This window comes from Methylobacterium sp. WSM2598, from assembly GCF_000379105.1.
Taxonomy (GTDB): Bacteria; Pseudomonadota; Alphaproteobacteria; order Rhizobiales; family Beijerinckiaceae; genus Methylobacterium.
Genome location: NZ_KB900609.1, coordinates 1,669,022 through 1,693,525, shown reverse-complemented (window position 1 = coordinate 1,693,525; position 24,504 = coordinate 1,669,022). Strand labels below are relative to the sequence as shown.

Below are 24,504 nucleotides of genomic sequence, written 5' to 3'. Positions count from 1 at the left end.
GGGACCGAGTGGCATGTGTGCGAGGGCACGCCCTGTTCGGGGGCGTCCGTTAGCTTAAGTGTCGGTTGAGACGACTTCGCGCGGCCGGGGGGCTGGCCACGCGCTCCAGGAGATGAGCATGCTCCCCAGGCGCAGGGCCGCCGCGCTCCTCGCGGTGCTGATGGCGGGAGCCGCGGGCCTCGCCGGCGCGCGGGCCCAGGACGCGTCCCAACCGGCGACCGCGCCCGCCGCGGCCACGCCGGCGGCGCCCGCCGCCCCGGCGCCCGCCGCCCCGGCACCCGCCGCCGAGGCGCCCGTCGCCCCGGCGCCCGCCCCCGAGGCGCCGGCCGTCGAGGCCGCCAAGCCGCCGCTCCCGGACGATCCGGTCGCGGCGGCGATCGCCACCAAGCTCGCGGAGCCGAACCTGACGCTCCTGCGCCGCTTCGGCCGCAGGGAGCGGGAGGCGCTGCAGGCCTTCTACGCGCTCGGAGCGTTCAAGCCGATCTGGATCGTCGATCGCGCCTGGACGGAGGCCGCCAGGGCGGTGATCGCGCGGCTCGGCGCCGCCGCGGAGGACGGGCTCGATCCCCTGGACTACCCGGTGCCGGCCCTCGGCGTGCCGACGGCGAGCCCGGCGGACCTCGCCGACGCGGAGCTTCGGCTCTCGGCCGCCGCCGCCCTCTACGCGCGGGACGCCCGCGGCGGGCGCCTCGACCCGCCGCGCCTGTCGCGCCTGATCACGCCGAAGCTCGACCTGCCCCTCGCCGACGCGGTGCTGCCGAAACTCGCCACGGCCGGGGCCGGCGCGGACGCGCTCCTGCACGCCTACAACCCGGCCCAGCCCGGCTACCTCGCCCTGAAGGCGCGGCTCGCGGCCCTGCGCGCCCGCCAGCCCGGCGGCGCGGCGCCGATGGTGCGGCTGCCGAAGGGGCCGGTGCTCAAGCCCGGCATGCGCGACGCCCGCGTGCCGCTGATCCGGGCCCGGTTCGGGCTCGGCAGCGCCGACGACGCCACCGCCTACGATGCGGCCGTGGCCGGCGCCATCGAACGCTTCCAGCGCGAGCGCGGCCTCGCCGCGACCGGCATCCTCGATCCGCGCACCGTCGCGGCGCTGGCCGGCCCGTCGCCCGGGCGGCAGGAGGCCGACCTCCTCGCCAACATGGAGCGCTGGCGCTGGCTGCCGGCCGAGCTCGGGCGGAAATACGTCTGGGTCAACATCCCCGACCTCAAGGTGCGGGTGATGGAGGGCGGCCGCGTCGTCGACGAGGCGCGGGTCATCGTCGGCAAGCCCGATTCGCCGACCCCGATCTTCTCGGGCGAGATGAGCTACGCGGTGGTCAATCCGTCCTGGAACGTGCCGCCCTCGATCCTCAAGAACGAGTTCCTGCCGCGGCTCGCCCGCGACCCGAGCTACGCGGCGCGCCTCGGCTACCAGGTCGTGCGCAAGGGCAACAGCATCGCGGTGCGCCAGCCGCCGGGCGAGCGCAACGCCCTCGGCTTCATCAAGTTCATGTTCCCGAACGAGCACGCGGTCTACCTGCACGACACGCCCAACCGCACGCTCTTCGCGCGCGGCGCCCGGGCGCTCAGCCACGGCTGCGTGCGGGTGGACGATCCGTTCCGCTTCGCCGAGGTGGTGCTCGGCCCGACCTGGCCGACCGAGCGGCTGAAGAAGCTGATCGGCAAGGGCGAGCGCACCGTCATGCTGCCCGAGAAGCTCCCGGTCCACCTCGCCTACTTCACCCTCGTCGCCGACGAGGCGGGCGGCCTGCGCGAGGCCGAGGACCTCTACGGCATCAATGCCCGCGTGAAGGTGGCGCTCGGCCTCTCGAACGAGGCGCTGCCGCCCTCGCCGGAGGCCCTGAAGCGGGAGAAGGAGAAGGCGAAGGTCCGGGCGCTGCCCGCGCAGGCGCCGGCTCCGGCGCGCGACGCCCGGCCGGTCCGGGACGCGCACGCCCCGCGCCTCGCGGCGCCCGCGCCCCGGGTCGCCACCCAGGCACCCCGGCGCAGCCGGCCCCTCGTCACCGCGGATCCGCGGGTCGTCCAGCCGGCCCCCGACGACTTCGCGCCGCCCCCGGCGCCCCCCTCGTCGGGCTGGTGGTGAGGTCCCGCGCCCCGGCCGATTTTCGCCACGGTTAAGCCTTACCCCTCGCGACCAATGCGGCGCGGGGCGCCGGTAACCGTCCGTTCACGGTTATGGGTAACCCTGCGTTCACCATGGCGGCCGCGACGGCGGCATCGGCGGGGGCGGAGACGAACGTGCGAGCGCAGCGGACCAGCCGCCGACCGGCGGCGACTTCCCGTGAGGCCCGGCTCCGCTGCGAGACGCCGCGACGGGCCCTGCGCCGGACCGGCCTCGTCGCCGCCGCGGTGGCGGCGGGCCTGCTCGGCGGCACGCGCGGCACCCAGGACGCGGTGGCCAACGGCGACACCCGCACGATCACCATCTTCCACGAGCACACCAAGGAGAACGCGACCGTCACGTTCAAGCGCGATGGCCGCTACGACCGGGCCGCCCTGGAGCAGCTCAACTGGCTCCTGCGCGACTGGCGCATCGACCAGCCGACCCGGATGGATCCGCGGCTCTTCGACGTGGTCTGGGAGGCGCACCGCGCCACCGGCTCGCAGGACGCGATCCACGTGGTCTCGGCCTACCGCTCGCCGCAGACCAACGCCGCCCTGCGGCGCCGCTCCCGCGCCGTCGCCGAGCACAGCCAGCACATGCTCGGCAAGGCGATGGACTTCTACCTGTCCGACGTGTCGGTCGATCAGGTCCGCGAGATCGGCATGCGGATGCAGCGCGGCGGCGTCGGCTGGTACCCGCACGCCTACAATCCCTTCGTGCATCTCGACGTCGGCTCGGTGCGCTCCTGGCCGCGCATGCCCTACGACCAACTCGCCCGCCTGTTCCCGGACGGCCGCACCGTCCACCTGCCGCGGGACGGCCGCCAGATGCCGGGCTACGAGGTGGCGAAGGCCGAGATCCTCGCCCGCGGCGGCTCGGTGATGGGCTACAGCCAAGCGGTCGCCGCCCTCGACGAGGAGGACAGCCCGAGCGTGATCGGGCAGTTCTTCAGCATGCTGTTCGGCGGGGCGAAGCCCGCCGGCGGGGCCGCGCCGCCTCCCGCCCCCGCCCGGGTGCGCCCGGTGGCCCTCGCGAGCGCGGCGGCGGACGATGCCGGCACCCGCGGGGTCATGGCCTACGCGCCGGTGCCGGACCCGCGCGCCGCGCTGCTGCGCCCGCCGCCCCCGGCCGCGCCCGCGCCCGCGCCGGTGGCGGCCGTCCCGCCGCCCGCGCCCGCCCCGGCGAGCGCGGCCGCCGCGCCGGAACCGGCCGCGGCCGAGCCGGCCGGCGCCCCCCTGCCGCCGCGCCGCCCGGTGGAATTCGCCGGCCTCGCCGAGGCCCTTGTGGCCGTGCCGCTGCCGCCGCCGCGGCCGGCCGCGGTCCAGGTGGCCTCCGCGGATCCGGCGGCCCTCGGGCCGCTCCTGCCGGCGCGACCGGCGCGCTCCCCGGCCGCGGAGGCCGCGGCGGGCGACGCGAAGGCGCAGCTGCGCGCGCTGTTCGCGGCCGCGGCGGACCCGGCCGCCTCCCCGCGCGGCGGCGTCCGGCTCTCCGAGACCCGGACGACGCTGCGCGGCGCGCTGCCCGCCGGGCTCGTCGCCGCGCCGGCCGACGCGGTCGCCGCCCGGTTCCAGCCCCGCGGCCCGGCCGAGATCGATGCCGGGCACTTCTCGGGTTCCGCCCTCAAGCCGGGCGCCCGCTGACGGGCGGACCGTCGCCGGAGCGCCGGCCCATCCCCCCTCCCGTCGAGCCATGCCGTGTCCCTCCTCGCCGCGTCCGCCCGGGATCTCGCCCTCGCCTATCGCGGGACGCCCGTCCTCGACGGCGTCGACCTCGCGCTCGCGGGCGGCGAGATCCTGGCGCTGCTCGGCCCGAACGGCGCCGGCAAGACCAGCCTGATGCGGCTCCTCGCCGGGCGGCTCACCCCGGCCCGCGGCAGCGTGCGGATCCTCGGCCGGGACCCGGCGGCGGACCGGGCGGTGCGCGGCGCGATCGGCTGGGTGCCGCAGGAGATCGCCCTCTATCCCCGCCTCACCGTGGCCGAGAACCTCGACGTGTTCGCGCGGCTCGCCGGGCTCGGGCGGGGGGAGCGGGCGCGGGCGGCGGCGCGGGCGGTGGAGCGGACGGGCCTCGCCGAGGTGGCGGACCGCCTCGTCGGCACCCTGTCGGGCGGCTACCAGCGGCGCACCAACATCGCGGCGGCGCTGCTCGCCGAGCCGCGCGTGGTCCTGCTCGACGAGCCGACCCAGGGCGTCGACCGGGTCGCCCGGGCGGCGATCCACGGCATGCTGGAGCGGCTGCGCCGGAGCGGGACCGCGATCCTCATCGCCACGCACGATTTCGCCGAGGCCGAGCGCCTCGCCGACCGGGTCGCCTTCCTGCGCGACGGGCGCATCCGCCTGGAGGGCCGCCTCGACGCGCTGCTCTCCACCCTCCGGGCCGGCCCGCCCGAGCACGAGGCGGCGCTCGGCGAGCCGGCCGGGCCGGGCGCCGCGGCGGCGCTGCGGGCGGCGGGCTTCCACCCGGCGGGCGCGCTGACCTGGCGGGCGATCGACGCGGTGGCGGGCGGGCGGGACGGGGCGGCGCTCCTCGCCTACCTGCGCAAGAAGGGCGTGCCGGTGCGCGAGATCCGGGTGAGGGAGCCGGGCCTCGAAGCGCTCTACCTCGACATCGTCGGCGCCTCGCACGCCCTGCCGGAGGCCGAGCCGCGATGATCGCCGCCGCCTTCCGGGTGATGCTCCTGACCCTGCTGCGCGACCGCGCCGCCCTGGTCATGGCCTTCGTGCTGCCGACCGTGATCTTCTCGGTCTTCGCGGCGATCTTCTCCGGCGCGGTCGGGGACCGGGTGCGCATCCATCTCGGCCTGAGCGACGCCGCCCGGACCGCCAGCACCGAGCGCCTCGCCGCGGCGCTGGAGCGCGACCCGGCGCTGCGGGTGAGCCGGCTGACCGGCGACCCGCTGGCGGCGGTGCGCCGCGGGGAGGTGGACGTCGCGCTGGTGCTGCGCGCCGACCTCGCGGGCGGCGGCGCGGGGACCGGGCAGCCGGCGCCCCTCCTCCTGGTGGAGAGCCCGGCCCGCGCGCTGGCGACGCCGATCGCCCTCGGCCAAGTGCAGCGCGTGCTCAACGAATCGCTGCCCGACGTGGTGCTGTCCCGGGTCGTCGCGGACGTGGAGCGGGCGGGCAAGATCGGCCCCGACGAGCGGGCCTTCCTCGACCAGACCTTCGCGGAGAGCCGGGCCAAGCGCGAGGCCTTCTCCTTCGCCTCGCTGGTCGAGCGGACGACCACCGCGCGGGCGGGCAGCAACGACCGGGTCGGCTACTATGCGGGGGCGATCACCGCGGTGTTCCTGCTCTTCGCGGCGATGCAGGGGGCGCTCTCGCTGGTGGAGGAGCGCCAATCCGGCATCGCCGACCGGCTCGCGGCCGGGCCGGGCGGGCTGCCGGTCGTGGTGCTCGGCAAGTTCCTGTTCCTGGTCGCGCAGGGGCTCGGCCAGGGGGCCCTGATCTTCGCGGCGGCCTCCCTGCTCTACGGCGTCTCGGTCGGGCCGAACCTCCTGGCCTGGCTCGTCACCGGGATCCTGGTCTCCGGCATGGCGGCCGGGCTCGGCCTCGCCGCCTGCGCGGCCGCGCGCACGCGCCAGCAGGCGCATCTCGTCTCGACCTTCGGGGTGCTGCTGCTCTCGGCGATCGGCGGCAGCATGGTGCCGCGCTTCCTGATGCCGCCGTGGCTCCAGACGCTCGGCTGGTTCACGCCGAACGCCTGGGCGATCGAGGCCTTCCAGGGCGCCCTCGGCGAGGGTGCCGCGGCGGCCTGGCCGGCCTGGGCCGTGCTCGCCGGCATCGCGGCGGCGGGGCTCGCGGCGGCCTTGACGCTGGTCTCGCGCCGGATCGTCTGAGGCGGGTGCCGGGCCGGGCTCAGGGCTGCGGACGCAGGGTCGCGGCGGGCGCCTCGTCCAGCTCGTCCGCCGGAACGATCCAGGGCTCGCGCAGGGCCGCCTCGCGCCACGCCGCGAGGGCCGGCAGGCCCAGCACCGCCTCCATGTAGGCCCGAACCTCCGGATCGACCGCGACCGCGTAGGTGTCGAGGCGCGTCACCACCGGGGCGAACATCGCGTCCGCCCCGCTGAAGGCCCCGAACAGGAAGGGACCGCCCGCACCGAAGCGCGCGCGGGCGTCGCGCCAGATCGCGGTGACGCGGGCGACGTCGGCCGCCACGGCCGGGCCGCGGTCCCGCGCGGCGTAGCGGCGGCCGAGATTCATCGGCAGGGCGGCGCGCAGGGCCTGGAATCCGGAATGCATCTCGGCCGAGATCGCCCGCGCGTGGGCCCGCGCCGCGCGCTCTCCCGGCCAGATCCCGGCCTCGGGCCAGCGCTCGGCCGCGTATTCGAGGATGGCGAGGGACTCCCAGACCGTGACCTCGCCGTCGATCAGCACCGGCACCCGCCCGGCCGGCGAATGGGCGAGGATGCGCGCGCGCGTGTCGGGCTGGTCGAGGGGGATCAGCACCTCGTCGAACGGGATGCCGGCGTGCCGCAGCGCGAGCCAGGGCCGCAGGGACCAGGACGAGTAGACCTTGTTGGCGATGACGAGCGTCGGCACGGGCGGGCTCCTTCGGCGCGACCATCGCACCGGCGGGGCCGCCACTCCAACCAAATCCCGTGATCACCGCGATCGCGCGGGCGAATGGGACGCGCCGCGACCCGGTGGCCCGCCCGCGCCGGGAGCGCGATCGTGCCGGCCCCGCGGCAGGACGACATCTCCGCCTGCCCGCCTATCTGTCCTCGTCGCGACCGGAGATCGTCCTCGTCATGCCGCGCCTCCTCCCCGCCCTGCTCGTCGTCCTGAGCCTGCCGGCCCTCGCGGGCGAGGATCCCTGGGCGGCCCTGAAGCGGGACGGCACCGTCGCGCTCCTGCGCCACGCCCGGGCGCCCGGCTTCGGCGACCCGCCGGGCTTGCGGCTCGACGATTGCGCGACCCAGCGCAACCTCTCGGACGAGGGACGCGCCCAGGCCCGGCAGATCGGCGAGGGCTTCCGCCGGCACGGGATCGCGGTCGGCGCGGTGCTGGCGAGCCGCTGGTGCCGGGCGCAGGAGACCGCCCGCCTCGCCTTCGGCCGCGCCGAGGGCTTCCCGCCGCTCGATTCGGTCTTCGCGCAGGGCGACGGCGAGGCGCAGAGCCGCGCCGTGCGCGCCCGGATCGCGGCCTGGCGGGGGCCCGGCATCCTGGCCCTCGTCACCCACCAGGTGAACATCACGGCGCTCACCGGCCTCGTGCCGGCCGAGGGCGAGGTGGTGGTGCTGCGCGCCGGGCCGGACGGGACCCCGGCGGTGATCGGCCGGCTCACCCCCTGAGCCCCCGCGCGACCCGGTGTAGCGTTGACCGTCCCGCGGGGCGGCCTAGCTTTGGGTGAGGCGCGCGCATCCGCGAGGCGCGCCCCGGGGAGTGACGTCGGTGATGGGCTCTGGATCGGCGGTCGCCGTGGTCGGCGGAGGGTTGGGCGGGCTGGCAGCGGCCTGCGTGGCGGCGGCGCGCGGCCACAGGGTCACGCTCTACGACAAGAATTCCTGGATCGGCGGCAAGGCCGCGGTGCTGCACGAGGGCGGCTTCCGCTTCGACATGGGGCCGACCATCCTGACGGTGCCCCGCGTGCTGGAGCGGATCTTCGGCGAGGCCGGACGCTCCGTGCACGACTACATGGACCTGCGCCGCCTCGACCCGCAATGGCGCTGCTTCTTCGACGACGGCAGCCGCATCGACCTCGTCGAGAACGTCGCCCGCATGGCGGAATCCATGGACCGCTTCGTGCCCGGCGCCGGGGCCGGCGAGGGCTACAAGCGCTTCATCGGCATCTCCGAGCACCTGCACGGGATCTCGGAGCGGTTCTTCTTCTGGAAGCCGGTCGAGGACCTGTTCGACACGATCAACATCCGCGCGAACATGAACCCCGGCACGCTGCGCGACGTTCTGTCCCTGCGCATGCATGCCTCGGTCGCGAGCACCATCCGGGGCAAGGTGCGGGACGCGCGGCTCGCCCAGATGCTCGATCACTTCGTGCAATATGTCGGGTCCTCGCCCTACGGGGCACCGGCCGTGCTCTGCGCCATCGCGCACATGCAGACCGCCGAGGGGGTCTGGTACCCGATGGGCGGCACCCGCGCGGTGGCCGAGGGGCTGATGAGGCTCGCCACCGAACTCGGCGCCGTGCTGAAGCCCGACAGCGAGGTCGAGGGGCTCGCGATCGAGAACGGCGCCGTGCGGGGGCTGCGGACCCGCGAGGGCGTGGCGCGCTTCGACCGCGTGATCTCGAACATGGATTCGGTGCGCACCTACCGCGAACTCGTCGGCGGCGAGGTCGGCCGGAGCTACGAGAAGAAGAGCTTCGAGCCGGCCTGCTCGGGCGTGGTGCTCTATCTCGGGCTCAGCAGGCGCTACGACCACCTCGCCCATCACGACTTCGTGTTCTCGCGCGATCCGGAGGAGGAGTTCGACGCCATCTACCGGAAGGGCGAGCCCGCCCCCGACCCGACCGCCTACCTGGCGGCGCCGAGCGCCACCGACCCGTCGGTGTCGCCCGCGGGCGGCGAGGCGCTCTACGTACTGGTCCACACGCCCTACCTGCGCCCGCACCACGACTGGTCGCAGATGCTGCCGGCCTACCGGAGGGTGATCCTCGACAAGCTCAAGCGGACGGCCGGCCTGCACGACATCGAGGAGCGGATCGTGGTCGAGCGGCACCTCACCCCGGCCGACATCCACGCCCGCTACAAGGTGCTGAACGGGGCGATCTACGGCCTCGCCTCGCACGGGCGGATCATGGGCGCGTTCAAGCCGGGCAACCGCTCGCGGGACGTGCAGGGCCTCTACCTCGCGGGCGGGGCCGCGCATCCGGGCCCGGGCATGCCGATGGTGATGATGTCGGGCTGGATCGCCGCCGACGCCATGGACCAGGACGCCCGCGGCGAGGCCCTGCGGACCGCCTCGTGAGCGGTCGCGGGCCGGACGACCCGACGCGTCGGCGCTCCGCCCTCGCGTGGCGCTTCATGGCGGCCTACTTCGACCGCTACCTGCGGCGCCACCTCACGGCGCTGCGCCTGAGCCGCTGGGGGGCGCCGGACCTGCGCGGCCATCCCGGGCCGCTCGTGGTCTACTGCAACCACCCGGCCTGGTGGGACGCCGCCGTGCTCATCGTGCTGGCCGAGCGCTGCTTCCCGGACCGCGAGGGCTACGCTCCCTTCGACGCGCAGATGCTGGCGAAGTACGGCGTCTTCGGGCGGATCGGCGCCTTCGGGGTCGATCCGGCCTCGCGCCGGGGCGCCGCCGCCTTCCTCACCGCCTCGCGCCGCATCCTCTCCCGCCAGGAGCGGGCGCTCTGGGTCACGGCGCAGGGCCGGTTCAGCGACGTGCGCGAGCGGCCGCTCGGGCTGCGCCCGGGTGTGGCGCACCTGCCCGAGGTCGCGCCGGACGCGCTGTTCCTGCCCCTCGCCCTCGAATACGCGTTCTGGTCCGAGCGGGGGGCCGAGGCCTTCGCGGCCTTCGGCCCGGCGCTCGCGGGCCGGGACCTCCTCGCCCTGCCCCGCGCGGCGCGGCTGGAGCGGCTGGAGGGGGCGCTCACGGGCGTGCTCGACCGGCTGAGCGCGGACGTGATGAGCCGCGACCCGGCCCGCTTCGTCGCCCTCACCGAGGGACGCCGCGGCGTCGGGGGCATCTACGATCTCGGGCGGCGGGTCGCGGCCGCCCTCGCCGGGCGGCGCTTCGAGCCCGGCCACGGCAAGGGCTGAGACCGTGACGCTCCTGGCCCTCCTCGCCCTCGTCCTGGCGCTGATCCCGGCGGTGCTCGCCATCGGCAACCTCGCGTCCCTGCGCGCCCCGCGCCCGGAGCCGGGCGAGGGATTGGTCTCGATCCTGATCCCGGCGCGCAACGAGGCCGCCAACCTGCCGGCGACGCTCGCCGCGGCCCTGGCGAGCCGGCAGGTGGCGGTCGAGGTGGTGGTGGCGGACGATCACTCGACGGACGGCACGCCCGATCTCGTGGCGGCGCGCGCCGCCGAGGATCCGCGGCTGCGCCTCCTGCGCGTGCCGCCGCTTCCCCCCGGCTGGACGGGGAAGAACCACGCCTGCCAGCGCCTCGCCGAGGCCGCGCGGGGCGACCACCTGCTCTTCATCGACGCGGATGTGCACCTCGCTCCGGACGCCGCGGCGGCGCTGGCGGCGCGGGCGCGCCGCGGCGGGGCCGGGCTGGTGAGCGGCGTGCCGCGGCAGGTGACCGGCACCCTGGGCGAGGCGCTGACCGTGCCGATGATCAACTTCCTGCTCCTCGGCTACCTGCCGGTCCCGCTCGCCCGGCTCGTCAACCACCCGGCGCTGGGCGCGGCCTGCGGGCAGCTGGTGCTGGCCGACGCGACGGCCTACCGGGCGGCGGGCGGGCACGAGGCGATCCGCACCAGCCTGCACGACGGCGTGCAGCTGCCGCGGGTCTTCCGGCGGGCGGGCCTGCGCACCGACCTCGTCGACGGGGCGCCGCTCGCGACCTGCCGCATGTATGCGGGGCTCGCCCAGGCCTGGGCCGGCTTCTCGAAGAACGCGCACGAGGGCATGGCGACGAAGCGGGGGCTGCCGGTCTGGACGCTGCTCCTGTTCGGCGGGCAGGTTCTTCCCTGGCTGCTGCTCGCCCTCGGCGACGCGGGCGCGCTCGCCGCCGCGACGGTCTCGCTCGCCACGCGGGTCGCGGTGACCGCGAAGGCGCGCGAGGCGTGGTGGACGGTGCCGCTGCACCCGGTCAGCGTGCTGCTGACGCTCGCCCTGCAGTGGAACGCGCTCCTGCGCCCCGGCCCGGCGGGGGTGGCGAGCTGGAAGGGCCGGACCTATCCGGCCGCGTAGGGGGCGGAGGGACCCCGTCCCTCCGCCGGGAGTTCAGGGGGCGGTGAGCCCCCGCGGGCAGGGAGCAGGGTATGACGGAGATCCGGCACCTCGACGGGGCGGCCCTGGCGGCGCGCTACAGCGACGGCGCGCTCTCGCCGCGGGAGGTGGTGGCGGACAGCCTCGCCCGGATCGCGGCGCACGAGCCCGCCATCAACGCCTTCGTCCTGGTCGACGCGGAGGCGGCCCTGGCGCGGGCCGCCGAGTCGGAGGCCCGCTGGCGCGCCGGCACCCCGCGCGGCCCCCTGGACGGTATCCCGGTCACGATCAAGGACAACATCGCCTGGGCGGGCCATCCGATGCGGCGCGGCTCGCCCACGACCTCGCCGGAGCCCCTCGCCGCGAGCGCGCCCGCGACCGAGCGCCTGCTCGAGGCGGGCGCGATCCCGCTCGGCAAGACGACGATGCCGGAATTCGGCTGGAAGGGCCTCGGCGACTCGACCCTGACCGGCCCGACCCGCAATCCCTGGGACCTGTCCCGCACCACGGGAGGCTCCTCGGCCGGGGCCGCGGCGGCGGCGGCGCTCGATCTCGGCCTCGCGCATCTGGGCACGGACGGGGCGGGCTCGATCCGCATCCCGGCCGCCTTCTGCGGCGTCTTCGGGCTGAAACCCTCCTACGGGCGGGTGCCGGCCTACCCGCCCTCCCCGTTCGGGCCGGTGGCGCATCTCGGCCCGCTCGCGCGGCGGGTCTCCGACGCGGCGCTGATGCTGCGGGCGATCGCGCGGCCCGACGCGCGCGACATGCTGGCCTGGCTCTCGGAGCCGCCGGATTACGCGGCCGGCCTCGCGGCGGGCGTGCGCGGCCTGCGGATCGCCTGGAGCCCGCGGCTCGGCTACGCGGCGCGGGTCGACCCGGAGGTCGAGGCGCTGACCGCGCGGGCGGCATCCGCCTTCGCGGAGCTCGGCGCGACCGTGGAGGAGGCGGATCCGGGCTTCGCCGACCCGGTCGAGACGCTCAACGGCATCTGGCTCGTCGGCGCCTGGAGCGTGCTGCGCACCATCCCGGAGGCGCAGCGCGGGGCGGTCGAGCCGGCCCTGCGCGCGGCGGCCGAGCGCGGCAGCCGGATCTCGGCGCCGGATTTCCTGGCCGCGCTCAACGCGCGGGCCGCGATCTTCACCGCGATGGCGCGGTTCCACGCCCGCTACGACCTGCTGCTGACCCCCGCGGTGGCCGTGCCCGCGCTCCCGGTCGGGCGGCTCACGCCGGCGGACGGGAGCGAGGGCGACGACTGGCTCGCCTGGACGCCGTTCTCCTACCCGTTCAACCTCACCGGTCAGCCGGCGGCGAGCGTGCCCTGCGGTCTCAGCGCGGCGGGGCTCCCGGTCGGGCTGCAGATCGTCGGCCCGATGGGCGAGGACGCGCGGGTGCTGGCGGCGGCGCGGGCCTTCGAGGCGGCGCGGCCCTGGCCCGCGATCGAGGCGCCGCGCCCCGCGCCGTGAGCGTCGACGCCCCGCCCCGCTGGCTCTGCGACGAGATGCTGGGGCGGCTCGCGCGCCTGCTGCGCGCGGCGGGCCACGACGCGCGGCTCGCCGCGCCGGGCACGCCCGACCGCGACCTCCTGGCGCTCGCGGCCGCGGAGGAGAGGATCCTCCTCACCCGCGACCGGCGCCTCGCCCGGGAGGCGCGGGCGCGCGCGCTCCTGATCCGGGAGGAGCGGCCGGAGGCGCAGGCCCGGCAGCTGTCGCGGCTGCGCGCGATCGACTGGCACCTCGCCCGCTTCAGCCGCTGCCTGGTCGACAACGCCCCGTTGCGAGCGGCCCCGGCCGAGGAGGTTGCCGCCCTGCCGGCGGCGGCACGGGCCGGACCCGGCCCGTTCCGGGCCTGCCCGTCCTGCGGGCGCCTCTACTGGCCCGGCAGCCACGTGCGGCGGATGCTGGACCGGCTCGACCGGCTCGCGGGCGACGCGGCCGTGGAGCGCGCCGAGGAGGCCCCCCTCACCAGCCGATCGTGCCCGGCCCGCCCTTGAACGGCCCGACCACCGCGCCGGTGATCCAGCCGCCGTAGAAGCCGCCGGGCTGGGGCGTCACCCGCTCGTCGCCGACGAAGCAGGCCTCCATGGGGCCGGCGTAGAAGGCGAGGTAGTGGGCGATCGGCCGGAATCCCGGCATCGGCGCGGGGTAGGCCCAGGCCGCGCCCGGGACGGTGCGGCCGCCGGCCGTCACGTCGTGCAGGACGGCGCGCCCCTTCCACTCGCACAGGCTGGCGGGCCGGGGCGGGCCGAGCACGCCCGGCAGGACCGAGTCGGGCGGGAAGTAGTAGGTCGGCGGATGGCTGGTTTCCAGCACGCGGAACCCGGCCCGGGTCTGCGCGATGGTGATTCCGCCGAGGACGACGGCGAGGCGCTCGGCCACGGGCTCCAGGCGCGGCGGGCGCGGGTAGGCCCAGACGCTCTCCTGGCCCGGGCCCGGGGGGATCGGCTGCGGCGGCATGCGGGCCTCCTCTCGCCCGGGAGGATGCGCCGGCCCCGCGCCGCCGGCCCCGCGTCACGATGCCCGAGGCTTCGGCCGCCGAGGCCCCTGCCTCCGCCCCGAACCCCCTGCCTCGGCCCCGGGGCATTTGCCTCGGCGGCCGCCACGCGGTTTATGGCCTCGCCCCCGTCGCGGGCCCGACCCGCGCGGCGGGAGGCTGCGCCGCCGCTTCCGGAGAGCCGAACCGTGACCGACACCGCCCACGCGCTGTTCCTCGACTTTGACGGCACCCTCGTCGACATCGCTCCCCGGCCCGACGCGGTCGTCGTGCCGCCGGCGCTGCCGCCCGCCCTCGCGGCCCTGCGGGCGCGGCTCGGCGGCGCGCTCGCCATCGTGACCGGCCGGCCGATCGCGACCATCGACGGGTTCCTGGCGCCCGAGCGCTTCGACGTGGGCGGGCTGCACGGGGTGGAGATGCGGCGGGGCGACGCCGTCGCGGGCTGCGAGCCCGCCGCCCACCCCTCCCTGCGCGCGGGGGTCGAGGCGCTGAAGCGGCAGGCCGCCGCACTCGATCGGGTGCTGATCGAGGACAAGGGGTGCTCGGTGGCGGTGCATTGGCGCCTCGCCACGCCGGGCGACGCGGACCGGGCGCAGGCGGCGGTGGAGCGGCTGGCGGCCGATCTCGGCAGCGCCTACCGGCTGCAGCTCGGCAAGGCGGTGGGCGAGATCCTGCCCGCCAGCGCCACCAAGGGCCACGCCATCCGGCAGTTCCAGGAGCGGCCGCCCTATGCGGGGCGCCGCGCCGTCTTCCTCGGCGACGACCTCACGGACGAGAAGGCCTTCGCGACCGTGAACGCGGATGGCGGCATCAGCGTGCGCGTCGGCGGCGGCGAGACGATCGCGCAGCGCCGGCTCGCCGCCCCGGAGGACGTGCGGGCGCTCGTCCTGCGCTGGGCCGAGGGCGCGCCCGTCGATCCGGACAGCCTGCCGCGGGCGTGACCCCGGCCTCTCGGCAGCGGCGGGCGGGCGTGCTAACCCGGCCCTCCGTTCGTGACACGAGGACCCTTGTCCGCGATGCGCCCCTCCTCCCTCCTCCGTGCCGGAGCCCTGTTGATCGCCATGAGCAGCGCCGCCTCCTCCGCCGATTTCGTCACCACCGCCTCGGGCCTGAAGTACAAGGACGACGTGGTCGGCACCGGGCCGCAGCCCCAGGCCGGCCAGAGGGTCAGCGTGCACTACACGGGCTGGCTCGATGACAAGGGCCGCAAGGGGAAGAAGTTCGACAGCTCGGTCGATCGCGGCCAGCCGCTGGAATTCGCGGTCGGCACCGGCCAGGTCATCAAGGGCTGGGACGAGGGCCTCTCGACCATGAAGGTCGGCGGCAAGCGCACCCTCCTGATCCCGCCGGATCTCGGCTACGGCGCGCGCGGCGCCGGCGGCGTCATCCCGCCGAACGCGACCCTGATCTTCGACGTCGAGCTGCTCGGCGTGCGCTGAGGCGCGCCGCCGGCCGCCCGCCGCGGCGCGGGCGGCCGGCCCGGGATCGCCCGCCGCTCGCGACGTCCCGCGCCGGCGCCGCCCTTCGCGGCAGACCGGGACCGCCGCATCTCGGCCGGCGCAGCCATCTCGGTCCGACGGCCTCCAGCGTTTTACTTTCGCTTAACTTTTGCCGATCGTCCGCGCGGCCCGCACGATTGCGCCCTCGGAGCACCGGGACAGCGACCCGACGGCAAGAGATCTTCTGCTCATTTCATACGCTTTCCGGAAGTGATCTTCCGGACAGCGTCTGCCAAGCCCGCGCGGCGCTTGAGCGACGCCGACATCCGCATTGCCGAAATGGGAGATGGCGAAGCAATCAGCCGGATGTCGTATCACGTGATGTTTGCCTCACTGTCGCGCCGATCTTCGCCGCGCACTGTGGCGGCCTTGCCACAGACGACTCGCTCCGGGTGATCTAACCTTACGTCAGCCTCGTCGGAGAGCCTGTCGTGAACAGGGTTGCTGCTTCCGGATTGCTGGCCGTGCTCGCCGCCACGGGCGCGCAGGCCGCCGATCTGCCTCGCCGCGCGGCGCCGCCGGTCGTCGCGCCCGTGCCGACCTTCACCTGGACGGGCGCGTATTTCGGCGCGAACGTCGCGGGCCTCGTGGACGGGAATTTCCTGCTGCGGAGCCTCGCTCCCCTGCCCGGCGCGGCGTCGCGCCCCTCGGCGGGCGGGTTCGTGGCGGGGGGACGGTCGGGTACAATTACCAGTTCGCGCCCGAGAACGGCTTCGTCGCCGGCCTCGAGGGCGATATCGGCTACAGCGGCGTCCGGCACACCGGCATCATCGCCGCGGCGGGTCTGGGCACCGCGAATGGCCGCCTGCAGACGGACACGTACCACGCCACGATCCGCGGGCGAATCGGTTACGCCTGGGGCCCGGTCCTGGTCTACGCCACGGGCGGCTGGGCCTTCACGGAATTCAACGCCGAGGGCGTCGCGGCGACGCAGCGGTTCGGTCTCGGCGCCGGCCGGCCGTTCGTCGGGGCCTTCGCGGGCCCGGTCCGCCGCTCGATCCCGCTCGACGGCTACACGGTGGGCGGCGGCGTCGCCTACAAGATCACGCCGGACTGGTCGCTCAAGGCCGAGTATCTCTTCGCGGAGCTCGACCGCAGGGTGGCGTTCCGGGCCGGAGGAACGCCGGTGCGGGCGCGGGTCGGCCTCGACGCGCACCTGATGCGGATCGGCGCCGACTACCGGTTCAGCCTGTTCTGAGCCGGGGTGCGGATCGCGGCGCGGGCCCGGCTCGTCGGGAGGGGGAGCCCCCGCCTCACACCTCCAGCCATTCCCGCCGCACGGCCTCGTCGGCCATCAGCGCGGCGGGCGTGCCCTCGAAGACGACGCGGCCGTGGCCCATCACGTAGAGCCGCCGCGACAGCTTCAGGGCGATCGTCAGCTTCTGCTCGACCAGGAGAACGGAGACGCCCCGGGCCGCGATCTCGGCGACGAGCTCGCCGACGCGCGCCACCATCTGGGGCGAGAGCCCCTCCGTCGGCTCGTCGATCATGATCAGCTCGGGATTGCCCATCAGGGTGCGGCAGATGGTGAGCATCTGCTGCTCGCCCCCCGACAGCACGCCCCCCGGCGTGTCGATGCGCTCCTCGAGCCGCGGGAAGAGCCGGAAGATGTCGGCCTCGGTCCAGCGCGCGCCCGAGCCCGCCTTCTCGCCGAGGGCGAGGTTCTGGCGCACCGTGAGCTTGGGGAAGATCGCCCGCTCCTCCGGCACGTAGCCGAGGCCGCGGCGCGCGACGAGGTGGGGTTTCAGCCCGGCGATCGGCCGGCCCTTGAAGCGGATCGTGCCGCGCGGGGCGACATCCCCCATGATGGCCTTCAGGGTCGTCGAGCGGCCGACCCCGTTGCGGCCGAGGATCGAGACGATCTCCCCCGCCCCGACCGTGAAGCTCACGCCCTGCAGGATGTGGCTCTTGCCGTAATAGGCGTGCAGGTCCTCGACCTCGAGCAGGGCCGGGCCGGGCGGCGAGGCGGCGGCGTTCATGCGGCGACCCCCAGATAGGCTTCCTGCACGGCGCGATTGCCCCGGATGCGGGCCGGCGTGTCGGTGGCGATGAGGCGGCCGTAGACGAGCACCGAGATGCGGTCGGCGAGGCCGAACACCACCGCCATGTCGTGCTCGACCATCAGCAGGGTGCGCCCGGCCGTGACCTCGCGGATCAGCGCGGTGGCGTGCTCGCTCTCGCTGTGGCTCATGCCGGCCATGGGCTCGTCGAGCAGGATCACCCGGGCGTCGCTCGCGATGCTGATGCCGATCTCCAGGGCCCGCTGCTCCGCGTAGGCGAGCATGCCGGCCGGCATCGCGGCGCGGTGGCCGAGGCGGATGCTGTCGAGGATCGCCGCCGTGCGGTCGGCGACGCCCGGCAGGCGCTCGACGCTGCGCCAGAAGACCGGCCGGTGGCCCATGGCGCGCAGCACCGCGCAGCGCACGTTCTCCCAGACGGTGAGCTTGGGGAAGATGTTGGTGACCTGGAAGCTGCGCGCGAGGCCGCGCCGGTTGATGGCGGCGGGCCGCACCCCGGTGATGTCGGCGCCCTCCAGCCGGATGGTGCCGCTCGTCGGGGCGAGGCGGCCGCTGATCAGGTTGAACAGGGTCGACTTGCCGGCCCCGTTCGGTCCGATGATGGCGTGGCGCTCGCCCGCCGGGACGGCGAGGTCGATGCCCGCGATGATCTGCGTCGGCCCGAAGGACTTGGTGACGCCGGCGAGTTCGAGGGCGGGCGCGCTCATCGGGAGGCGGCCTCCGGACCGGCCGGCGCGGCCTCGTGCCACGCGGCCGCCACGCGGGGGGACGCGGCGCGCAGGCCGAGGATGCCCGCCGCGAGGGCGGCCGCGGCGAGGAGCCAGGGCAGTGGCGAGGCGACGTCGAGGGCGAGGCCGAACAGGCGCAGGGCGCTGCCCTCGCCGGCCTTCACGAGGGCGTGGAAGCTCATCTCGATCAGGCCGATCAGGCCGAGGACCAGCGCGAGCGCGGGCGGCAGGGCGAGGGCGTAGGCCGGCAGGAGCCGGTGGGCGGTGCCGGCGCGCAGCAGGGGACCGTGCATCAGGGCGAGCCCGGCGAGGCCGCCCGGGGCGAACATCACGATCGCGATGAACAGGAGCCCGAAATACAGCTGCCAGACCTCGGTCAGGTCGGAGAGCGACACCTGCAGGATCGTCACCACCACGGCGCCGATCACCGGCCCGACGAAGTGGCCGATGCCGCCGATGAAGGCGGCGAGCAGCACCACCCCCGACTGGTTGAGGCTGAGATACGAGACGTTGACGATCTCGAAGTTGATGGCCGCGAGCGCCCCCGCCACGCCCGCGAAGCCGGCCGAGAGGCAGAAGGCGATCAGGCGCACGGTGCGGGGCTCGTAGCCGATGAACTCGACCCGCTCCGGGTTCTCCCGCACGGCGTTGCACAGCCGCCCGAGCGGCGTCCGGGTGATCCCGTACATCAGCAGGGCGCAGATCAGGCACCAGCCGGCGATCAGGTAGTAGACCTGGATCTGCGGCCCGAAGCTGAGGTCGAACAGGCGCAGCATCTTGGTGCGGTTGGTGGTGACGCCCTCCTCGCCGCCGAAGAAGCTGTGCAGGATGTGCGAGCCCGAGGCGACGAGTTCGGCGAGGCCGAGCGAGATCATCGCGAAGACGGTGCCGGCGCGCCGCGTCGAGACCGCCCCGAAGACGAGGCCGAAGCCGAGCCCGGTCGCCGCGCCGACGAGCGGCATGACCGCGAGGGGGATGGGCAGGCGCCCGGCCGCGACGGCGTTCATGGCGTGGACCGTGAAGAACGCGCCGAGCCCGTAATAGACCGCGTGCCCGAAGGAGAGCAGCCCGGTCTGGCCGAGCAGCATGTTGTAGGACAGGGCGAACACGATCGCGATGCCCATCAGGCTCAGCATCGTGAGGGCGGTGCCGCCGGAGAAGACCTGCGGGGCGGCCGCGAGGATCGCGGCGGCGGCGAGCCAGGGGGCGACCCGGCCGAGCAGGCCGCGGCGCGGCGGCGCCGCCGCGGCGGCCGGCCGGCCCGCGGCCCAGTCGGGGGCGGCGCCGTGAGCGAGATCGGTCATGCTTCGCGGTTCCCGAGCAGCCCGGTCGGTCGCACGATCAGCACGATCACGAGCAGGAGGTAGGGGATCACCGGCCCGACCTGCGCGATCGTGACCGTCCAGAGGTCGCCGAGCACCCCGGCCCCCGGCGCCGCCGCGATCCCGAGCGCGGCGGCCACGCTCGCCGGCGAGACGTCGAGGGAGACCGCGAAGGTCTGGACGAGGCCGATCAGCAGGGAGGCCACGAAGGCGCCGGTGAGCGAGCCGAGCCCGCCCACCACCACGACCACGAACAGGATCGGGCCGAGCAGGCCCGCCATGTTCGCCTGGGTAACCAGGGCCGGCCCCGCGATGACCCCCGCCACCGCCGCGAGCCCGGTGCCGATGCCGAAGACCAGCATGAAGACCTTGGCGACGTCGTGGCCGAGCATCGCCACCATGCTCGGATGGGTCAGCGCCGCCTGGATGATCAGCCCGATCCGGGTGCGGGTCAGGACGAGGAGCAGCCCGGCGAAGATCGTCACCGAGACGACCAGCATGAACAGCTTGTAGGCCGGGTAGTTGGTGTCGAAGATGGTGAAGGCGGGAAAATCGAGGAGCGCCGGGACCCGGTAATCGACCGGCAGCTTGCCCCAGACCATCTGCACCGCCTCCTCGATGACGTAGGCGAGGCCGAAGGTGAAGAGGAGTTCGGGGACGTGGCCGTGCCGGTGCACGTTGCGCAGGCCGAAGCGCTCGATCAGCGCCCCGATGCCGCCGACCGCCAGGGGTGCCACCACGAGCCCGACCCAGAAGCCGGTGAAGCGGCTGATCTGATAGCCGAAGAACGCGCCGAGCATGTAGAAGCTCGCATGCGCGAAGTTGAGCACGCCCATCATGCTGAAGATGAGCGTCAACCCGCTCGCCATCAGGAACAGCAGCATGCCGTAGAGCACGCCGTTCAGAGTCGAGACGATGAGAAGTTCGAGCAAACTGCGATCTCCTGCAGCGCGGTCGCGGCTCTTCGCGGGGTCACCATGCGCTCGCGGCAGCGCCCGCCGCGGGGATGGGCGGAGGCGGCCACGCGGTCTCCGCCGCCGCGTCCATCGCCGCGCGGGCGGGGCGGGCCGCGAGACCTCGCCCCTGCGCCGCGCGACGCTCGCTCCCGAGGGGCCGTCGCGCAAGGCCGACGACCGCCTCCCGACCTTCCGCCCTCAGCTCGGCCGGTCCATCTTGCAGGTGGTCGGCAGCAGCGTGTCCTTCGCGCTGACCTCGCCCGCCGCCTTCCAGCCCCAGCCGGTATTCTCGCTGTCGAATTGCTTGGCGGTGTCCACGGGGCCGAATTGCGAGATGTAGATCGGCTGGAAGAGCTGGTGGTCGTCCGGCCGCATGAAGCTGTCCTGGCCGTAGAGCGTGTCGTTGTGGATGGATTCCAGCGCCTTCGCGATCGCCTTCGGGTCGGTCGACTTCGCCTCGCCGGCGGCCTTGGCGAGGATGTTCATCAGGTTGACGATGCGGGGATAGGTCAGCTCCTGGCCGACCCGGGCCCGGAACGCCTTCTCGAACTCCTGCCCGGCCGGGTACGGGATGTTGGCGTAGCCCTCGGCGACCTGGAAGACCCGGTCGGCCAGATTCGTCTGCTTGATCGCGGTCGGCGATCCCGACCCGCCGCCGTAATACGTGTAGAAATTGGCCTGAAGCCCGGCATCGGCCGCTGCCTTGAGCAGCAGCGCCATGTCCTGGCCCCAGTTGCCGGTGATGACCGTGTCGGCGCCGGACGCTTTCACCTTGGCGACGTAGGGCGAGAAGTCGTTGACCTTCTGCAGCGGCGCGACCTCGTCGCCGACGATCTGCACGTCCGGACGCTTCTCCTTCAGCATCGCGCGCGCCGCGCTGCGCACCGCCTGCCCGAACGAGTAATCCTGGTTGATCAGGTAGACCTTCTTGACCTCGGGCTTGCCCTTCAGGAAATTCGTCAGGGCCCCCATCTTGATGTCGGAATTGGCGTCGAACCGGAAGTGCCAGTAGCTGCACTTCGCGTTGGTCAGCACGGGATCGACGGCGGCGTAGTTGAGGTAGACGACCTCCTTGCCAGGGTTGCGATCGTTGTACTTGTTGACGAAGTCGACGATGGCGGAGGCCACGCTCGAACCGTTGCCCTGTACGACGACGCGGGCGCCGGAATCGATCGCCTTCTGAAGCTGGACGAGGCTCTCCTGCGGATTGAGCTTGTTGTCGTAGCCGAGGACTTCGAGCTTCAGGTCGGGGTTGTTGGCGTTGAGGCGCTCGGCCATGAACTGGAAGGTCTTGAGGCCGGCCTCGCCGGTGCCGGCGCCGCCGCCGGACAGCGGATCGATGAAGGCGATCTTGAGGGTGGCGGGCGCGGCCAGCGCCGCCCCGGCCGCGAGCGCCAGGATGCCGGCCGCGGCGGTGCGTGCGATCGATCTCAACAAGGGCGTCTCCTCCGGGTGGCGTTTTCGTCTTGATTGTCATCGTACCGCGCGCCGTGTTCGGCGTCGCCGTCGGGCCGGCCGCCGGCGCGACGGCCGGGCGGCCAGGGCCGAACCCTGCCCGCGCACCCGGGACGGGTCAAGACGCGAAATAGCGGTCCGCATCGCGAAACGGGTTGCCGGAATGGCGGCGGATCGGCAGGGTTGCGCCCGGGGCCGCGGGCGCGGCCATGCCAGACGGGGCTGAACATGTCAGAGGCTCTCGCGCCGGGCCGCGACACGCCGCGCGGCCGCGCCGCGGCCGGGTGGCGGGATCCCGCGCGCTCCGACGGCGAGGACGGCGACCGCCAGTTCGTCACCGCCCTCGCCCGAGGGTTGCAGGTGCTGCGCGCCTTCCGGGACGCGTCCGAGTGGCTCGGCAACCGGGAGATCGCGGCGCGCACCGGCCTGCCGAAGCCGACCGTGTCGCGCCTGACGCACACGCTGCTGGCGCTCGGCTACCTCGTCCACGGGGAGGATGGCGAGCGCTACGGGCTGGGGCCGGCGGTGCTCGCCCTCTCGGCCGCCTTCCTGCGCCAGAACTCCTTCCCGCAGATGGCGAAGCCCTACCTGCAGGACCTCGCCACGGCGGTCCAGGCCCACGTGGCGCTGGGCCTGCGCGACGGGCTGCACAGCGTCTACATCCAGCTCTGGCGCGGCGTCGGCCAGACCATCACCATCTCGCGGGAGGTCGGCTTCCACCTCCCGCTCGCCCGCAGCGCCATGGGCATGGCGACGCTCGCGGGCATGGACGAGGCCGAGCGCGCGCCCCTGCTCGCGCGCCTGCGCGCGGAGGCCGGGGCCGAGTGGCCGCGCCTGGAGGGGACCATCGCCCGCTGCCAGGCGGAGGTGGCCGAGCGCGGCTTCTGCGTCGGCGTCGGCATCTGGCACCCCGAGATCAACGCGGTGGCGGCCCCGATCCACAGCCCGGGGGCCCAGGGCCTGTTCGCGGTCAATGTCAGCGGTCCGGCCTTCGTGATGACGGAGGCGGTGCTGCGCCGCGAGACCGGGCCCAGACTCCTGGAGACGATCGCCCGGATGCGGGCGCTCGGCATCGTCGAGTAGCGCGCCGGGCGGCGCGCAGGCCGGAGGCGGGGCCGGGACCGGCCAGGGGTCGGCCGAGGGGTCGGCCAAGGGACCGGCCGAGGGACCGGCCGAGGGACCGGCCGAGGGACCGGCCGAGGGGCCGGCCGAGGGGCCGGCCAAGGGACCAGCCAGGGGAAATGCAGCATGGCCCTCCGACTCGTCACCGCACTCGCGCTCGCGCTCCTCCTGCCCGCGGCGGCCCCGGCGGCCCCGGAGCGCGGCGGGGCGCCGGCCGCCGGCCCGGACGCGGCGGCGCCGGACGGGCTCGACGTGATGGCGTTCATCCCCGAGCCCCTGCGCGCCGGCATCCGCGCGCGACGATCCACGGCCGACCTCACGCCCTACCTGCGCGAGGCCCTGGCGACGGGGCGTGCCCTGCGATTCCCGGCCGGCACCTACCCGGTCTGCGGCAGCCTGCCCCAGGCGAGCGGCCAACTCCTGCTCGGCGAGGGCGTGACCTCGACTATCCTGAAGGTCGGGCCGTGCTACCAGGGCTCCGCCGCCGTCATCGAGGTGGCGGTGGGCGACAGTTCCGGGATCGACCGGATCGGCATCGTCTTCGACCAGAGCGGGGCCACCAGCCGCGACACCCTGCGCCGCTACCCCTGGGCCATCGATGTGCGGAACGCCAGCCGCTACAAGATCGGCCATCTGCGCCTCTCGAACGCCTGGAACGGCATCAACGGGCACCAGCCGGTCGAGGGCCCGAATCCTGGCGGATTGCAGATCGACCTGCTCGAACTCGGGATGTTCAACCAGGGCCTGCTGATCGACGGCGCCCTCGACTTCGTGCACGTGACCTCGGTGCATTGCTTCCCGTTCGACTTCGCGGCCGATCCCGAGCTGATGGCCGTGTGGGGCGATGGGCAGGGCACCTGCGTGGAGTTCGGGCGGGCGGACGGGCTCGACGTCAAGGCGATCACGACCTTCCAGAACAAGGTCGTGGCCAGGGCGCACGGCTGCTGCACGGCCCAGGGCTGCTGCAAGGGCGCCGCCCGCCACATCGCCCAGATCCAGCTCGACGGAGACCGCGCCGCCTACATCCACGAGGACGGCGACGTGATGCTCGGCCAGGTCAGCTCGACCAAGGGGGCCGATGCGCGGGCGGACGGGCCGGCGCTGCTGCTGAAGGGCGGCACGGTGCTGGTGCAGAGCCTGCGGCTCACCGGCGGCACCCTGGCGCCGAGCCTCCGGGTGACGGGCGGCCTCCTCAGCGTGCTCGGGGGCCATGTCGAGCAGCTGGTCGGCCGCTTCCCGGCCGCGGAGGTCACGGGCGGCCGCCTGATGATGAGCAACACGGCGCTGACCTTGCAGGAGGGCGCGCGGCTCGAGGCCGGGTTCCTGTCCCAGGACGGAGGGGGCGTCCTGGTGGCGACGAACAACACCGCGCTGAACGCCCCGGGCGCGGGGGCGCTGGTGAGGATCGGGACAGACCTCGCGGGCCACCGCGTCGCCGGCAACGACTTCAACGGCTGGGGTTACGGGCTGCCGCCGGGGGCGCGGCGCGGCCAGTACGGCCCGAACCGGGTCGCGCCGTTCCCCTGGACGCCGGTGCTGGCGCGGCAGGCGCCCGGCGCGCCGCCGCGCGGCGCCGCCCAGCAGGGGCGCTACTGGTACGCGGAGGACGGCCTCCATTTCGAGGGCCGGGTCGTCGCGCCGGCCGATCCCTCCTGGCGCCCGCGCCTCCCGCTCAGGATCGGCGGCCTGCCGGTGCGGGGCGATGCCAGCTTGGCCTCCCGGCCCGTCACCCTGGGCGAGATCGGCGGCCTCGGCCCCATCCCGCTCACCGCCTTCCTGTCCGCCGCCGACGGCGCGATCGTCGTGACGGGGCCGGGCGACGCGCCCGCCCGGGGCTCGACCGGCGCGCCGGATCCCGGCGGCCCACTCGCGATCGGCTTCTCCGGCTTCCTGCCCCTGCGCTGAGCGGCGGTCGCCGCCCCGGCCCGGTTCTCCCGGCCCGCTCTCCCGGAACCCGGACCCCGCGCAGGGGCGCC

General features: G+C 74.9%; 22 protein-coding genes. 15 read left to right on the top strand and 7 right to left on the bottom strand.

Annotated elements, in window-relative coordinates; translation table 11 throughout:
- The first annotated feature begins 118 nt into the window (after window positions 1-118).
- From MET2598_RS0107915 to MET2598_RS0107900, 4 genes are all read left to right on the top strand, one after another.
- Entirely contained in the window at window positions 119-2,083 is a 1,965-nt protein-coding gene (locus tag MET2598_RS0107915) for a L,D-transpeptidase family protein (RefSeq protein ID WP_020493642.1), read from the top strand.
- A 155-nt stretch (window positions 2,084-2,238) separates the two neighbouring features.
- On the top strand, window positions 2,239-3,744 hold the full coding sequence (locus MET2598_RS0107910; RefSeq protein ID WP_018260454.1) for a DUF882 domain-containing protein: 1,506 nt from the start codon (window positions 2,239-2,241) through the stop codon (window positions 3,742-3,744).
- 54 nt (window positions 3,745-3,798) lie between these two features.
- Window positions 3,799-4,755 (top strand): ABC transporter ATP-binding protein, encoded by a 957-nt coding sequence (locus MET2598_RS0107905; protein WP_012332958.1) that lies wholly within the window; start codon window positions 3,799-3,801, stop codon window positions 4,753-4,755.
- The gene (locus tag MET2598_RS0107900; protein ID WP_012332959.1) at window positions 4,752-5,939 is read left to right on the top strand and encodes an ABC transporter permease; all 1,188 of its coding nucleotides are present in this window, start codon (window positions 4,752-4,754) and stop codon (window positions 5,937-5,939) included. The genes MET2598_RS0107905 and MET2598_RS0107900 overlap by 4 nt, the downstream gene beginning before the upstream one ends.
- Window positions 5,940-5,958: 19 nt before the next feature.
- Here the strand turns inward: MET2598_RS0107900 and MET2598_RS0107895 are convergent, their stop codons facing one another.
- Complete coding sequence (locus MET2598_RS0107895; RefSeq protein WP_018260453.1) at window positions 5,959-6,642, bottom strand: glutathione S-transferase family protein; 684 nt, start codon at window positions 6,640-6,642, stop codon at window positions 5,959-5,961.
- A gap of 209 nt (window positions 6,643-6,851) precedes the next feature.
- Between MET2598_RS0107895 and MET2598_RS0107890 the strand changes: the two genes are divergently transcribed.
- From MET2598_RS0107890 to MET2598_RS0107865, 6 genes are all read left to right on the top strand, one after another.
- Window positions 6,852-7,394 carry a histidine phosphatase family protein gene (locus MET2598_RS0107890; protein ID WP_012332961.1) on the top strand — a complete coding sequence of 181 codons (543 nt, stop codon included), beginning with the start codon at window positions 6,852-6,854 and terminating at the stop codon, window positions 7,392-7,394.
- A 103-nt stretch (window positions 7,395-7,497) separates the two neighbouring features.
- On the top strand, window positions 7,498-9,027 hold the full coding sequence (locus MET2598_RS0107885; protein ID WP_026190585.1) for a phytoene desaturase family protein: 1,530 nt from the start codon (window positions 7,498-7,500) through the stop codon (window positions 9,025-9,027).
- 56 nt (window positions 9,028-9,083) lie between these two features.
- Window positions 9,084-9,821, top strand: coding sequence for a lysophospholipid acyltransferase family protein (locus MET2598_RS0107880; RefSeq protein ID WP_198293057.1), 738 nt, complete (start codon window positions 9,084-9,086; stop codon window positions 9,819-9,821).
- A 4-nt stretch (window positions 9,822-9,825) separates the two neighbouring features.
- Window positions 9,826-10,920: a glycosyltransferase gene (locus MET2598_RS0107875; protein WP_018260450.1), complete on the top strand. Its 1,095-nt coding sequence runs from the start codon at window positions 9,826-9,828 to the stop codon at window positions 10,918-10,920.
- A 71-nt stretch (window positions 10,921-10,991) separates the two neighbouring features.
- Entirely contained in the window at window positions 10,992-12,401 is a 1,410-nt protein-coding gene (locus MET2598_RS0107870) for an amidase (protein WP_012332965.1), read from the top strand.
- Complete coding sequence (locus MET2598_RS0107865) at window positions 12,398-12,928, top strand: Mut7-C RNAse domain-containing protein (protein ID WP_012332966.1); 531 nt, start codon at window positions 12,398-12,400, stop codon at window positions 12,926-12,928. The genes MET2598_RS0107870 and MET2598_RS0107865 overlap by 4 nt, the downstream gene beginning before the upstream one ends.
- Here MET2598_RS0107865 and MET2598_RS0107860 read toward each other — a convergent pair.
- The gene (locus tag MET2598_RS0107860; RefSeq protein ID WP_012332967.1) at window positions 12,897-13,391 is read right to left on the bottom strand and encodes a DUF427 domain-containing protein; all 495 of its coding nucleotides are present in this window, start codon (window positions 13,389-13,391) and stop codon (window positions 12,897-12,899) included. The genes MET2598_RS0107865 and MET2598_RS0107860 overlap by 32 nt on opposite strands.
- Before the next feature lie 225 nt (window positions 13,392-13,616).
- Here MET2598_RS0107860 and otsB point away from each other — a divergent pair, with 225 nt between their 5' ends.
- From otsB to MET2598_RS38810, 3 genes are all read left to right on the top strand, one after another.
- Window positions 13,617-14,369 (top strand): trehalose-phosphatase, encoded by a 753-nt coding sequence (gene otsB / locus MET2598_RS0107855; RefSeq protein ID WP_012332968.1) that lies wholly within the window; start codon window positions 13,617-13,619, stop codon window positions 14,367-14,369.
- Between the two features lie 75 nt (window positions 14,370-14,444).
- A complete protein-coding gene (locus MET2598_RS0107850) occupies window positions 14,445-14,867 on the top strand; it encodes an FKBP-type peptidyl-prolyl cis-trans isomerase (protein WP_012332969.1) in 423 nt (140 codons plus the stop codon).
- 385 nt (window positions 14,868-15,252) lie between these two features.
- The gene (locus MET2598_RS38810; RefSeq protein ID WP_084673791.1) at window positions 15,253-16,125 is read left to right on the top strand and encodes an outer membrane protein; all 873 of its coding nucleotides are present in this window, start codon (window positions 15,253-15,255) and stop codon (window positions 16,123-16,125) included.
- A 55-nt stretch (window positions 16,126-16,180) separates the two neighbouring features.
- Here the strand turns inward: MET2598_RS38810 and MET2598_RS0107840 are convergent, their stop codons facing one another.
- From MET2598_RS0107840 to MET2598_RS0107820, 5 genes are all read right to left on the bottom strand, one after another.
- Window positions 16,181-16,873, bottom strand: a complete 693-nt coding sequence (locus tag MET2598_RS0107840; RefSeq protein WP_026190584.1) for an ABC transporter ATP-binding protein — start codon at window positions 16,871-16,873, stop codon at window positions 16,181-16,183.
- A 29-nt stretch (window positions 16,874-16,902) separates the two neighbouring features.
- The gene (locus MET2598_RS0107835) at window positions 16,903-17,652 is read right to left on the bottom strand and encodes an ABC transporter ATP-binding protein (protein ID WP_018260446.1); all 750 of its coding nucleotides are present in this window, start codon (window positions 17,650-17,652) and stop codon (window positions 16,903-16,905) included.
- Entirely contained in the window at window positions 17,649-18,977 is a 1,329-nt protein-coding gene (locus tag MET2598_RS0107830) for a branched-chain amino acid ABC transporter permease (protein WP_012332973.1), read from the bottom strand. Before MET2598_RS0107830 ends, MET2598_RS0107835 begins: the two co-directional genes overlap by 4 nt.
- Window positions 18,974-19,927, bottom strand: coding sequence for a branched-chain amino acid ABC transporter permease (locus MET2598_RS0107825; protein ID WP_012332974.1), 954 nt, complete (start codon window positions 19,925-19,927; stop codon window positions 18,974-18,976). Before MET2598_RS0107825 ends, MET2598_RS0107830 begins: the two co-directional genes overlap by 4 nt.
- A 222-nt stretch (window positions 19,928-20,149) precedes the next feature.
- Window positions 20,150-21,385, bottom strand: a complete 1,236-nt coding sequence (locus MET2598_RS0107820; RefSeq protein WP_012332975.1) for a branched-chain amino acid ABC transporter substrate-binding protein — start codon at window positions 21,383-21,385, stop codon at window positions 20,150-20,152.
- Between the two features lie 249 nt (window positions 21,386-21,634).
- Here MET2598_RS0107820 and MET2598_RS0107815 point away from each other — a divergent pair, with 249 nt between their 5' ends.
- Both MET2598_RS0107815 and MET2598_RS0107810 read left to right on the top strand, forming a co-directional pair.
- A complete protein-coding gene (locus MET2598_RS0107815) occupies window positions 21,635-22,489 on the top strand; it encodes an IclR family transcriptional regulator (protein ID WP_018260445.1) in 855 nt (284 codons plus the stop codon).
- 165 nt (window positions 22,490-22,654) lie between these two features.
- Window positions 22,655-24,433 carry a hypothetical protein gene (locus MET2598_RS0107810; RefSeq protein ID WP_018260444.1) on the top strand — a complete coding sequence of 593 codons (1,779 nt, stop codon included), beginning with the start codon at window positions 22,655-22,657 and terminating at the stop codon, window positions 24,431-24,433.
- The last annotated feature ends 71 nt before the right edge of the window (window positions 24,434-24,504 follow it).

What these genes read in the sequence shown, in the direction of transcription:
- MET2598_RS0107915 (WP_020493642.1), top strand. Translation starts at nt 119, where the DNA reads ATGCTCCCCAGGCGCAGGGCCGCCGCGCTCCTCGCGGTGCTGATGGCG.
- MET2598_RS0107860 (WP_012332967.1), bottom strand. Translation starts at nt 13,391, where the DNA reads ATGCCGCCGCAGCCGATCCCCCCGGGCCCGGGCCAGGAGAGCGTCTGG.
- MET2598_RS0107885 (WP_026190585.1), top strand. Translation starts at nt 7,498, where the DNA reads ATGGGCTCTGGATCGGCGGTCGCCGTGGTCGGCGGAGGGTTGGGCGGG.
- MET2598_RS0107815 (WP_018260445.1), top strand. Translation starts at nt 21,635, where the DNA reads ATGTCAGAGGCTCTCGCGCCGGGCCGCGACACGCCGCGCGGCCGCGCC.
- MET2598_RS0107870 (WP_012332965.1), top strand. Translation starts at nt 10,992, where the DNA reads ATGACGGAGATCCGGCACCTCGACGGGGCGGCCCTGGCGGCGCGCTAC.
- MET2598_RS0107835 (WP_018260446.1), bottom strand. Translation starts at nt 17,652, where the DNA reads ATGAGCGCGCCCGCCCTCGAACTCGCCGGCGTCACCAAGTCCTTCGGG.
- MET2598_RS0107880 (WP_198293057.1), top strand. Translation starts at nt 9,084, where the DNA reads ATGGCGGCCTACTTCGACCGCTACCTGCGGCGCCACCTCACGGCGCTG.
- MET2598_RS0107900 (WP_012332959.1), top strand. Translation starts at nt 4,752, where the DNA reads ATGATCGCCGCCGCCTTCCGGGTGATGCTCCTGACCCTGCTGCGCGAC.
- MET2598_RS0107890 (WP_012332961.1), top strand. Translation starts at nt 6,852, where the DNA reads ATGCCGCGCCTCCTCCCCGCCCTGCTCGTCGTCCTGAGCCTGCCGGCC.
- MET2598_RS0107850 (WP_012332969.1), top strand. Translation starts at nt 14,445, where the DNA reads ATGCGCCCCTCCTCCCTCCTCCGTGCCGGAGCCCTGTTGATCGCCATG.
- MET2598_RS0107830 (WP_012332973.1), bottom strand. Translation starts at nt 18,977, where the DNA reads ATGACCGATCTCGCTCACGGCGCCGCCCCCGACTGGGCCGCGGGCCGG.
- MET2598_RS0107810 (WP_018260444.1), top strand. Translation starts at nt 22,655, where the DNA reads ATGGCCCTCCGACTCGTCACCGCACTCGCGCTCGCGCTCCTCCTGCCC.